Genomic DNA, 11,618 nt, shown 5'->3' on the forward strand with positions numbered 1-11,618 from the left:
CGGAAACAAAGGGCCCGGCTCCGTGCGGGGAATCCGTTCCGAGTCTGTCCTGCGGGTTCAGATCCTCGAGTTCGGTCTGGCCGGGCCCTTTGCTTTTCTTCCTGGTCGTTTACCTGAGTCGTTCAGCGGGACATATCAGAAGAGGCCACTCTCATGTCTACTGAAATCAGTTTGTCCGACATCCGCCGCCTGGCCGCCGTCTGCGAACTCCCGGCGATCACTGTGTATCTGCCCGGTCCCGGGCGTTTGGGGAACCGCTCGCAGACACGTTCGCGGTTCCGGGAACTGCTCGACCAGTCAGAGCGTACCGTAAGAATGTGGTGGACCGATGCCGTCCGTGCGAAGCAGTTGCTTGCCCCCGCGCGGGAATTGCTGAACGGGACGACTCTCGACGACCTCGGAAGCTCGACGCTGGCTTGCTTTTTGACCTCGCGTGGAATGAGCCAGGTCCGAATACCGACTCTCGGGCATGAACTGATCTATATTGGTCCGCATCTTCATTTGACCCCGCTGATGCCGTTCATCGAAATGCCCAATGACGCCGATCTTGAGTCCAGGATGGACCGAATGCACAACTTCCTCCCATGCACAGAGATGGATCGTATCTTCAGCGCGATTCATAACGATCGCGTCGAGCTTCTCGGCTTTGTGCCTGATCGCGAGATGTGGGGGACGTACGGGGAGAACCATGATGCCTCGAAGGTTCACCCGAGCCGGCAGGATGATGATGAATGCCTGATCAATCTCCTTTTCATACTCGCGATTCTGCGTGGAACGCCCTGGGGCATTCTTTCTGACCAGAACGCTTTAAACCCTCTTCCGGTCAGGGTGTGGCTGACTCCCGACGCGAACAAACGCATCCTCCATCCGCACGCGCGGGAAACGTCTACTACGGCGAGCTTCTAGCGGTGCGGGATCCCTGATGAGCCGGCGCTTCTCTCGTCGAAGCAATCTGCTATCGTTGCTCGCGTACGGAACAGACTCCAGCAGAGCATTCTTTCAACAATGAACCACGAGAGATCGCCCGTCGGACGTGTGAGATTGGTGGGGCGAATCTGCGCCGCCGCCGTGTTCGGCTGGGGGGCGGCCGGGGGATTTGGCCCGCTGGGGCTTCCCGTGGAACAGCAGATCGGTTTTACGATCACGCTAATGGCGGCTCTGATGTGGATGACCGAAGCCGTCCCGCTCTTCGTGACGAGTCTGCTGGTCCTCTTTCTGAGCCTCGCGTGGCTGCAGCCCGCTCTCGATGCAGTCGGAAGATCCGTTCCGCCGTCTGTCTTTACCGGACCATTCTTCTCGGATGTCATCCTGTTGTTCCTTGGCGGGTTTGTGCTCGCTGCTGGGCTCAAGCGGCAATCGCTCGATCTCTATGCCGCCGCGATCCTGATGAGAATGAGCGGTTCCTCGCTAAGGAAACTGCTGCTGGTCTCGATGGCCACGACCGCGTTTCTCTCGATGTGGTTGAGCAATACTGCGGCCACCGCGATGATGCTGACGTTGATGCTGCCGCTGGTCCATCAGTTGCCGACGGGCGCCTCGGCCCGCACCGCATTGCTTCTGGGCATTCCGTTTTCGGCCAACATCGGCGGACTCGGGACACCCATTGGCAGCCCTCCGAATGCGATCGCACTGCAGTATCTTCGCGATATCAACGCCGCCCCCAGTTTCGGGGTCTGGGTGCTCATCGGTTTCCCGGGCGTCATCGGAATGATCGGATTCAGCTGGGGCGTGCTGACAACGATGTTCCAGGTCAAAGGACAGGTCGAACCAACGAATCACAACCCGATCGAGATAAAATGGAATCGACCGACACTTCTCGTACTCGCCGTGACCGCATCCACAATTCTCTTATGGCTCACAACCGACTGGCATGGGTATCGGTCCGGTGTTGTTGCTCTGATTCCTGTCCTGCTGTTCTTTGGATCAGGCCTGCTTGGCGTCGCTGAATTGAGGAATCTGTCGTGGGACGTCCTGCTCCTGATGGGAGGCGGTCTGTGTCTCGGTGAAGTGCTGGCGACAAGCGGCTTCGCGGGAACTCTCGTCAGCTGGTTGCCAACAGAGGAGTTGTCCGTTTATGGAACCATGGTGTTTTTCGGCTGCACCGCCTGTCTGCTCTCGTCGGTCATGAGCAATACCGCCACGGCGAATCTAATCCTTCCGGTCGCCGCGTCCCTCTCGCTGGAGCCGATGCGTCCGATCCTGATCGGAATCGCGTTCGCCTGCACTCTGGCGATGCCGCTCCCCGTTTCGACGCCGCCGAATGCTTTGGTCTTCAGCAGCGGAGAACTCCGATTGAGCGATCTGCAGAAAGCCGGTTCCCTCATTACAATCGCAGGCTGTACTCTGGCCTTTACCACGGGCTGGTGGTGGTGGAAACTCTGGGGGTTGTTTTAAGTGCTTGCACAAATATTGTCTTCGCCCCTACCCCGGCCAAGCCCGTTTCAAGACAGTGAACCGGACCGACACCCGAAACTTCCGCATGATACGATTGACTCGCCGTAAGTTTTCCCCTGGACTTCTGCTTGTCCTGTCTGTGGCCACGCTGGTCCGCATGGTGATGCTCTGGCAATGGTTTGACTCCCCGTACTGGGAGTATTACCGGGCCGATCACGCGTTCTATAAAGACTGGGGACTCGCCATCGCAGGCGGGGCCTTCTCTCTCGGACGTGTCTTTGAACAGGGTCCGCTGTATGCATACTGGCTGGGAGCCATCTACGCGATATTTGGCGACCTGGACTGGCCAGTGCTGTTTGTCCAGCTGGCAGCCGGGGTCCACACGAGTTGTCTCGTGTACTGGATCGGCCGGCGACTCCGAAGCGAAGCCACGGGGATCGGGGCGGGATTGATCACGGGTCTGTATGGTCCGCTGATTTACTTTGAGTTGCTCGTTATGAAGTCCTGGATCTCTCCGTGGCTGACAGTCTCGATCTGTCTGATCGTGTTGCGACAGCTTGATCAAGTCCGAGAACCTGCAAAGGGATGGAAACCGCTAATCTCCCCTGCCGTCGTCGGCTGTCTGATCGGCCTGCTCTGCTTGGTCCGGGAGAATCACGTGCTGCTGCTCCTCCCGGCAGGGATCGCGGGTGCGGTTGCCTGTTCGGCGTGTTCACGGTGGCAACGAATGATCCCGGCGACTGTGATGCTCGCGGCCTGCCTTGTCACCACGCTCCCCGCGACAGTGCATAATCTGGCCGTGAGCGGTCGACTGGTCTGGATCACCTCCGGTGGTGGCGAGGTGTTCTATATGGGTTGGGGCCCTCACGCGACCGGATACTATCAGAACCCGCCTTTCGTGCGGCCGGATCCCTTTCTGGAGCATGAAGATTTCCGGCTGGAAGCGTCGCGACGGTTCGGTGAATCGGTCGATCACCTGCAGTCCTCTGACTACTGGATGCGAACCGCGATTAAAGAAGCCCTCACGAATCCGGGGCGCAGCGTGTCTCTGGTCAGTCGCAAGGTGCTGATCCTGTTCAACGACTTCGAAGTCCCCGACAGCGATTTCTTCACGGCGGCTCGCACCGTTGTCCCCCCTTTTCAGTTCCTGCCGACGCTCGGCTGGATTGCAGGACTCGCTTTTGTCGGACTGTTTCTCCTTCCCTGGCGAGACACCAGGTGGCTCATCATTCTGGGGATTCTCGCCGTCCATGTCTTGTCGGTCGTGCTCACGTATAACTTTGCCCGCTTCCGACTCGGAATGATTCCCATTCTTTGCCTTCTCTCGGGTTCAGCTCTGACATGGATCTTGACCGGAAGAAAGGAGGAGTTCGAGGAGACCGCCGGCGTTCCCGTGAGGGCGTTCGGAGGATTTGTGGCGGCTGCGATATCGCTAATCAGTTTTTTGCCTCCGCCCGGCTTTTCCGAAGCAGGCTTCATCCCGATCGAAGAGCAGTTTGTCGGCGAACTCAATCGTCGAGCCGAGTTGCAGCAGCAGGCACGACTCCTCGAAGCACGCTCGTTCGATGGAACCGACTCTGAAGAGGCTCTCGCCATCGGTCAGGCCTGGCTGGCTGCCAGCCAGCGGTTCCGCGCAGCCGAGTGGCTCGAGCGTGCTCTGGAACTCGATGCGGGGAATGTGATGGCCTGGCAGTATCTTGGCGTGATTCGCGGGAAGACCGGACGGTTCGAGGTCGCGGCGGATGCATTTCAGCAGGCTCTGAACCTGACTCCAGACGATCCTGATCTCTGGGCGAATCTAGGGAATGCCCGATTTCATCAGGCGCTCGCGGGAACTCTGGACCATACGCGGCGGACAGAATTGCTTGAAGCTGCCCGATCGGCCTATGTGACGGGGTTGGAACTCGACGCTCATCACCAGACGTGTCGTCAGGGGCTGGCTTTGTGCGCTGGCGCCCTCAGCGAGAATGGCATCCCGTGACACCAAAAAGAAAGAGCCGACGATTGCCGCCGGCTCTTTCTTAGACTTCGTATTCCGTAACCGAGTTTAGAACTCACCGACGACAAGACCGTCATCGCGGACGCCCAGACGCTGGAAAGTTCCCATCGGCGTTGTACCGACGGCGTTGACATTGTCGATGTTTTCGCTGATGAAGCGAACCGAGCCATCGGCCATTACGAACTGCGCTCCGCCATCGTGAAGGCTGCCGAAGCCGTCGTTGCTGTTATTGATGTTCGGGCTGCTGCCGTTGAACTTGAAGTTCGCGTTCACCGATTTGGCAACCAGATCATCCGTCTTATGCTCATGAATGCCGGGCCACCAGGCTCCCTGCTTCACCTGGCTACCGGTGCCGTAGGAATAATACTGCTCCCAGCTGACTTCGCCGACCATCAACGTATTCGAGGTTCCGTCGGTGATGTCTCGCATCCGACAGTCCGAATTCGCCCAGAACATGCCGTTCATGCGAGCGAAGGTCGTGTCTTGCCCGTCGTTGCCGTCATTGCCGCGAACGCCCACGTAGCTGGCCGTTCCCAGGCTGTTGGCTCCGGTCCGCGGCTTGATGTCACTGGGACAGGAGAAAGCCGGCAAAGTGGAGTTGTAACGATTCGTCGCGGTCGGCGTATCCAGCAGTCCGATCTGTCCGGGAGTTCCGGAGCATGCCCCGTTCATCTGGAAGTCTTCCAGGTCGTAGATGGCGGCCTGCTCCAGTTGGGGCAGCAGATAGAAGCCCCAGCTCGGGCTGTGCCGAATGAAGCGGTGATCACTGTCTGTAACACCCGGACACTTGGGAATGACCCAGCCCGGAGGAAACACGGTGTGGGTATCGTGGTAGTTGTGCATGGCCAGCCCAATCTGCTTCAGGTTGTTCTTACAGCTCGAACGGCGGGCAGCTTCTCGGGCCTGCTGCACGGCGGGCAGCAGCAACGCCACAAGGATCGCAATGATCGCGATGACGACGAGCAATTCAATCAGCGTGAACGCTCGGCGAAAGTGGGACGGGTTCCTATGCGACATTAAAGTCTCTCCGGGAAAGAAAACGATGAAATCGTCAGCGCATACGTTCCCCTGAACGTACTGCAATGACGAATAAACACCTCAGGAAGGAAATCAGGGCGGGGGTGGTTGCAAATTTTATGAAATTCGCCGGCGATTTAAATAGAGCGTGTGGAAATATTTATACGTCTCGGCGAAATTCCAGCCGCATAGGCCCGTGATCCGTCGCGTAAGAAGAGGCAAGAGCGGACGCCGTGGCATCGCTTCAGCCCAGTCGCCCCCTCGATTGAAGCTCGGCAGCCACCTCAGGAATACTGGCCGGACGTGCAGTTTGTGGTTTCAGGAGGCATCGGCCAATCAGGTCCTGAAGAGGTGAAGGGATCGCTGAAAGCTCGGGCGAAGCATCGGAAACGACCTCCCGCAAAGTCTCAGGGATCGACCCACCCTGGCTGGGAGGCCCGCCGGTCAGAAGGTAGTAGAGTAGACTCCCGAAACCGTAAACGTCGGTTTTCGGGCTGATCGGACCAAAAGCCGAAGAGACCTGCTCTGGCGCCAGAAAGCCGGGTGTCCCTCCCAGCCGCAGGTCCGACACGTCGCTAATTGCCCTTGCGAATCCAAAATCGACAAGGACCGGCGAACCATCCTTCCGCATCAGCACGTTGCCGGGTGTGATATCGCCGTGAATGAGACCGGCTTCGTGGACTTCGCGGAGAGCTTCGGCGATTCTCAGGCCGCATCGCCCCACCTCCCCGAGTGACGGCTGCGAACTGGCTTTCCACTGAAAAAGATTCTCACCATCGATCCAATCGGTAACGATCAGTGTGCCTCCATGGGGCGTAACTCCGAAACCGTGTACCCGGACGAATCCGGGATGCCGCAGCGAATGAACGCGGGTGACTTCGTTCTTCAGGCTTTCGACGCACTGCTGATTACGCCAGAACTTCTTCCGCAGGAACTTGACCGCGACAGGAGTGCCCTGCGTCAGCCAGGTTGCCATATACACCTTCCCAAAATTTCCCTGGCCCGTCAGCTGATGAAGCTTCAGATCGGTATAATCGACGGCCACGAGCTCAGATGGCCACGACTCACCGGGGCTACTGGCATTCGGCGGAACTGCCGGCTGTTGTCCCGGTACTCCGACAATAGCGTCGGCATCCTTTCCTGCGAGACTCTTCCGGAACCGCGTCAGCAATCGACGAATCGTTCGTTCCGAATAACCGAACGTCCGAGCCAGTTCGGATTGCTTCTCTCCCTGGAAGAGCCCTTCGATAATGCGTTGTTCCTGGGAAGAAAATTCGCTCAGGGCCGACGCCATCAGGTCGGTCGCCATTATCAACGCCGGCGGCTCGGGCTCTTTCGAGGCCACATCCTCCACGAACCTTCCCGGTTCAAAAGCGGACTCGTTACGCATATCTCTGCGGCCCGCCGAATGCCGACTGGCCTGTCGAGCAAGTTTCCGCATCGTGACCGTCGCCAGGAACGGCCATAAATCGTCATCCGGCGGAACTGCAATCATTCCGCGATCAAATCCCAGGAACGCACTTCGCCAAGCCGAAAGGACGACATCTTCCGCGTCGAGACGACGTCCCAATCTCTTGCCCAGACGTGCCTGAACCAGGGCGGTCAGCCGAATGTGATACCGGCGGACGAGTACCCCAGCCGCGGCCTCATTTCCGGACTTCCATGCGTCGAGCAGATCACGATTTGAAAGGGATTCGAGGGCGAAATCGGGCATTCGTCGTATTTCGAGAATATCTCAGGTTTCGGTGTCCGGTCAGTAAACCAGTCCTGCATTCACCTGACAACCCGATTTCATTTCCAGTTCAGGAGAACTCAGGATGGTGATGGTTGTTACGAAACCGTGTTCTGGCTGCAAGTACACTGACTGCGTCGTCGCCTGCCCGGTCGACGCGTTTCATGAGGGGGAAACCATGCTCTATATCGGCGAGGAATGCGTCGAATGTGATGCCTGCATCCCGGAATGTCCCGTTGAAGCCATTTACCTCGACCAGAATGTCCCGGCCGAATGGGAACACTACATCGAGTTGAATCGAACCATGTCTCAGCACCTTCCGCAGATCACGGAAAAGAAAGAGCCGCTCTGCGAGTGAAACGAAATCAGCCCGAAGAGCCTGGCTCCTCGGGCTGTCTTTCTTTCACGAACATTCGCTGTTAGAACTCGCCGATCACCTGGTTGTCCTGGATGTCGATCAGTTGTTCGAAGGTGCTGTCAGTAGCCGAGGTCGTGGCGTTCAGATCGATGTTCTCGCTGATAAAGCGGACGGCCCCATCGGCCAGAAGGAACTGAGCACCGCCCTGGTGCTGGCTGCTGAAGCCACGATCGCTGCTCGTGGTCGTGGTGTTGATCCCATAGCGTCCGCATGCGGAAATGTAGACCAGACCATTGGCGCTGCTGGCTTCGGAATCGTCCATCGTGCCGAACACGACGGCTGCCTTCAGATCGGTCTGCTCCAGTCTCCAGGCCCGTTCGCCAATCGCGATCGTATTACTCGTGCCATCGAGCATGTCTCGGAAACTCTTGGCGGAAAGCTGTCCCGGAACAAACAATCCGTTCGGGTTGTCCCGTTCCAGATCGTAACTGTTATTGGATGCGACGTAATTCGAAGTCGCGACCGGCTGGAAGCCGCCGCCGGCTCCACTGGAATCAGGAACTTCCCGCTCGCTGTTGACAGCCGGAGCGATATCGGAAGGACAACGATACGCGGCGAAACCGTTCTGCATCGTCTGAAGACTGGTCGCATCGGCGACGGCGTCCTGAAGTTTGACATCTCCGACCTTCAACTGGTCGTAGACGGCCGGCTGTTCGAGCTGAGGCAGAATCATCGCCCCCCAGCCCCAGAGGCCGCACTGGTTCGGACAGCTGTTCGGTGCGGTCAGTCCTGATCGCCCAAACAGGATTGGGAAGACTCCGTGTGTGTCATGATAGTTGTGGAGCGCCAGTCCGATCTGCTTGAGATTGTTTTTGCAGCTCGATCGACGGGCGGCCTCGCGGGCCTGTTGGACCGCGGGAAGCAGCAAGGCAACCAGAATAGCGATGATCGCGATGACCACAAGAAGTTCAATCAGGGTGAAAGCGTTGCGTCTCTTCATCAGATCCTCATTCAAGGGGGAGTCAATTTTTTACCCGGCGGGGTCCGGTGGCAAGGGGAGCCACCTTAGCCCGCCGGCTGAGTCGAGTCAACCACCCCTTATGTGTCTGCGAGCCAACTCATTGAACGGTGAGTAATCGTGTCGTTCGATAACGCGGACGATGCATCGGATCTACATCAGTCGATGAAATCTTTCGCCGAACCGGCGTCAGAGAGCCGTGTCTTCCTCTCTGATCCGTTGATATCGCTATCCAGCGGCATTCAGGCTGCCCGCGAAGGTTGAGTGCTGAATGTTCCGGACATGGTTTCTGAAAGGCGATATCAATTTCGGTTAGCTCAATTGGTCAGAGCATCAGGCTGTTAACCTGACTGTCGTGGGTTCGATTCCCATACCGATCGCCAACTGCTGGCTGAAAGCCGGCAACCGACCTTGAAAGTCGGCGACGCTGAAAGCGTCTCCTGTCAGCCGAAAGAGGACAGACGTTCGATCGATCTGCCTCGGGCGACTTTGCCTCGGACTCGCCGAAGCTCCGCGAAAGCGGCGCGGAGGCCACAGGTTCGGGCGCAATGTCCCTGGGGCAGCGTGAGAAGTTGCCTTGTAGTGTGTGGATGCGGAAGGGAGAACGGGCTGAGAGGCTTCAGACTGGAGAGGCGAAACGTCGCTGGTTCGGCCAGCGGCGAAACAACTTCCCGGGCCTGCAGCGATCAGTTCGCGACCTCTTCCTTAAGCACACTCCGCGATTCGCTTGCGTGATTGTGCGAGCGCTCTGTCCTTGGACGGCGTACTCAAGGCTGAGCAACTGCACGCATGCGTTACGCGACTGGTTCGCGGTCCATATCCGAGTAGGGAAAGTGCCCCGCTGCTTTGAGCCGGTCAAGGAGTTCCTCGCCGCCGTGTTCGCGGGTGAACTCGAGTTCCGAGCGGAAGATCTCCATCAGCATGAGCAGACCGAATGTGTCTCCGTCATCGGATTCGTAGGCGCTGTAGGCGTCGAAGATCAGACTCCGTCCGCCGACGTCTTCCATGTCCTCCGGAAACTCACACGTTTCGCCCGGATTCAACTCGGCCTGAGCACTGTATCGCGCCATCAGATTGAGAAACTGATTGCAGGACTGGAGAGTCTGACCGAATGGCGACTCCTCGTCCTTGAGTGGATCGTGCGGCAAGGCATGACGAGTGAACATCACCATCTCGTAGGCATCAAACTCGTCGTTCCGCGAGCACTCGCCAAGATCCTCCGAGAGTTCTTTCGTCGCAAAGCCGGTCCCCGGTAATCCGTTCGGATAGAGGTACACATCGAGCGCACCACCAACGGCATACGGGATCATCGCGTGCAGAACGGAGTCGTGTTCCTCACCAAGCGACTCCGCCATCATCCGCGACTTTTCGTCATACCACTGATCGCCTTCATCTTCGTCATTCGGCGACTCGACCTGTTCGTTCATTCCGGGCTTTCCAACTCGGCAAAAGGGTGGGAATTCAAACCACATTCTGACGGTAGTAGAGTTCAATAACAACCAGCAGCGTTCCGCGTGCAATCATGACTCAGCGGAAGACTCAAAGCACCTGGAACGTTACCGCCTACGACTCGTCATCATGATCGCTACTACGGCCATCTCCAGGGGCCGCTGCATTCGGTCCCATTCCCCCTCGACTGTATCTTCAGCTTCTTCCATCACATTCTCGAATAACAGCTGAACCATTCTTATCGAATACCGTCATTGTAGAAAGAAATGGAAGGGAGGTGTGAGATGATCTTTTTGAAGCGTTACAAGATTCGTAGCTACGAAGTCGGTCTGTACTTCCGGGATGGAGAATTCCGAGGTCTGATCGAGCAGGGAACCCGCTGGTTGATCGATCCGCTGGGCAAGGTCCGTGTTGACGTCGTCTCGAAGCGGGATCCGTGGCTGGTTCACGACAAGCTCGACCTGATTGTCAACTCGGGTGTACTGAAGGACCGAGCCGTCGTGCTCGACCTGCAGGACCACGAACGGGCGCTGGTGTGGATTGAAAACCGATTCAGCCACATCCTGCCGGCCGGCCTCTACTCTTACTGGAATGGACAGAAGAAGGTCCGTGTTGAAGTCGTTGACGCCCGGCAGGTGCGGTTCGAGCATCCGGAACTGAAGGTGATCGCCAAGTCGCCACTGGCGCAGCGGACGCTCGACGTCTGCTCGGTCAATCGGGACCACGTTGGCGTGCTGTTCATCGATGGCCGGTATGTCGAAACACTGGCTCCGGGGCTGTACGCGTTCTGGAAGGGACAGTCGGATGCGAAGGTGGTTGAAGTCGACCTGCGGGAAACCATGGTCGATGTCAGCGGCCAGGACATCATGACGGCTGACAAGGTCACGCTGCGGCTCAACGCCGTGGTGACTTACAAGGTCGCCGACGCCCGCAAGGCTGTCAGCCAGACCGACGACGTGCGGCAGGCTCTGTATCGTGAAACGCAGCTCGTGCTGCGAAGCGTGATTGGAGCCCGCGAACTCGATGCCTTCCTGACGGAAAAGGACGCCGTGGGAAGCGAAGTCGAGGACAACGTGCGGCGTCGAGCCGGCGAACTGGGGCTGGAAATCGCTTCGGTCGGAATCCGGGACGTGATCCTGCCGGGCGACATGAAGGACCTGATGAACAAGGTGACGGAGGCCCGTAAGGCCGCCGAAGCTAACCTGATCTCGCGTCGCGAAGAAACCGCCGCCATGCGGTCGCAGGCCAACACGGCCAAACTGCTGGCGGACAACCCGGTTCTGATGCGACTGCGGGAACTGGAAATCCTGGAAAAGCTCGCCGGCAACGGCAAGCTGAACATCGTCGTAGGCGAAAAGGGCCTGAGCGACCGGGTGGTCAACCTGCTCTGATCGTCGATGACACAGGACGAATTACCCTCTGATTTCAGCGATGGAATCAGGGGGTATATTCTTGCACTCATGTCAGACCTGTTCTCTTTGTGTTATTCGTTCTGTTCCCGGAAAGGAGTTCATCATGGCGAAGAAGAAGCTGAGTCGAGATCAAAAGCGAAGCTGGCCGAACGACGCGAGAAGTTTGCCGCAAGCGGTCAAGAACAAAGAACTCTCGATGAGATCAGGAAGCGATTGATCCGGTCTCAGGAACTCGCGTG

General features: G+C 57.9%; 9 protein-coding genes. 5 read left to right on the forward strand and 4 right to left on the reverse strand.

The window, feature by feature from the left end:
* Positions 1-153: 153 nt before the first annotated feature.
* From L1A08_RS11960 to L1A08_RS11970, 3 genes are all read left to right on the forward strand, one after another.
* A complete protein-coding gene (locus tag L1A08_RS11960; RefSeq protein ID WP_238756636.1) occupies positions 154-906 on the forward strand; it encodes a hypothetical protein in 753 nt (250 codons plus the stop codon).
* Between the two features lie 138 nt (positions 907-1,044).
* Positions 1,045-2,394, forward strand: coding sequence for an SLC13 family permease (locus tag L1A08_RS11965; RefSeq protein ID WP_238756637.1), 1,350 nt, complete (start codon positions 1,045-1,047; stop codon positions 2,392-2,394).
* 85 nt (positions 2,395-2,479) lie between these two features.
* On the forward strand, positions 2,480-4,375 hold the full coding sequence (locus tag L1A08_RS11970; RefSeq protein ID WP_238756638.1) for a glycosyltransferase family 39 protein: 1,896 nt from the start codon (positions 2,480-2,482) through the stop codon (positions 4,373-4,375).
* Between the two features lie 66 nt (positions 4,376-4,441).
* On the opposite strand, the gene L1A08_RS11975 is transcribed toward L1A08_RS11970, so the two are convergent.
* Positions 4,442-5,410, reverse strand: coding sequence for a DUF1559 domain-containing protein (locus L1A08_RS11975; RefSeq protein ID WP_238756639.1), 969 nt, complete (start codon positions 5,408-5,410; stop codon positions 4,442-4,444).
* A 244-nt stretch (positions 5,411-5,654) separates the two neighbouring features.
* Positions 5,655-7,124, reverse strand: coding sequence for a protein kinase domain-containing protein (locus tag L1A08_RS11980; protein WP_238756640.1), 1,470 nt, complete (start codon positions 7,122-7,124; stop codon positions 5,655-5,657).
* 103 nt (positions 7,125-7,227) lie between these two features.
* Between L1A08_RS11980 and L1A08_RS11985 the strand changes: the two genes are divergently transcribed.
* Positions 7,228-7,500, forward strand: coding sequence for a ferredoxin family protein (locus tag L1A08_RS11985; RefSeq protein WP_238756641.1), 273 nt, complete (start codon positions 7,228-7,230; stop codon positions 7,498-7,500).
* A 61-nt stretch (positions 7,501-7,561) separates the two neighbouring features.
* Here L1A08_RS11985 and L1A08_RS11990 read toward each other — a convergent pair whose 3' ends face one another.
* Together L1A08_RS11990 and L1A08_RS11995 are read right to left on the reverse strand one after the other, a co-directional pair.
* Positions 7,562-8,500: a DUF1559 domain-containing protein gene (locus L1A08_RS11990; protein WP_238756642.1), complete on the reverse strand. Its 939-nt coding sequence runs from the start codon at positions 8,498-8,500 to the stop codon at positions 7,562-7,564.
* 812 nt (positions 8,501-9,312) lie between these two features.
* A complete protein-coding gene (locus L1A08_RS11995; protein WP_238756643.1) occupies positions 9,313-9,945 on the reverse strand; it encodes a suppressor of fused domain protein in 633 nt (210 codons plus the stop codon).
* A 306-nt stretch (positions 9,946-10,251) separates the two neighbouring features.
* On the opposite strand from L1A08_RS11995, the gene L1A08_RS12000 reads away from it, so the two are divergent.
* Positions 10,252-11,358 (forward strand): slipin family protein, encoded by a 1,107-nt coding sequence (locus tag L1A08_RS12000; RefSeq protein WP_238756644.1) that lies wholly within the window; start codon positions 10,252-10,254, stop codon positions 11,356-11,358.
* Positions 11,359-11,618 lie beyond the last annotated feature (260 nt).

The organism is Rubinisphaera margarita (assembly GCF_022267515.1).
GTDB classification, from domain to species: domain Bacteria; phylum Planctomycetota; class Planctomycetia; order Planctomycetales; family Planctomycetaceae; genus Rubinisphaera; species Rubinisphaera margarita.

Coding starts and splice junctions, on each gene's coding strand:
- L1A08_RS11960 (WP_238756636.1), top strand. CDS start 154: ATGTCTACTGAAATCAGTTTGTCCGACATCCGCCGCCTGGCCGCCGTC.
- L1A08_RS11970 (WP_238756638.1), top strand. CDS start 2,480: ATGATACGATTGACTCGCCGTAAGTTTTCCCCTGGACTTCTGCTTGTC.
- L1A08_RS11975 (WP_238756639.1), bottom strand. CDS start 5,410: ATGTCGCATAGGAACCCGTCCCACTTTCGCCGAGCGTTCACGCTGATT.
- L1A08_RS11980 (WP_238756640.1), bottom strand. CDS start 7,124: ATGCCCGATTTCGCCCTCGAATCCCTTTCAAATCGTGATCTGCTCGAC.
- L1A08_RS11985 (WP_238756641.1), top strand. CDS start 7,228: ATGGTGATGGTTGTTACGAAACCGTGTTCTGGCTGCAAGTACACTGAC.
- L1A08_RS11990 (WP_238756642.1), bottom strand. CDS start 8,500: ATGAAGAGACGCAACGCTTTCACCCTGATTGAACTTCTTGTGGTCATC.
- L1A08_RS11995 (WP_238756643.1), bottom strand. CDS start 9,945: ATGAACGAACAGGTCGAGTCGCCGAATGACGAAGATGAAGGCGATCAG.
- L1A08_RS12000 (WP_238756644.1), top strand. CDS start 10,252: ATGATCTTTTTGAAGCGTTACAAGATTCGTAGCTACGAAGTCGGTCTG.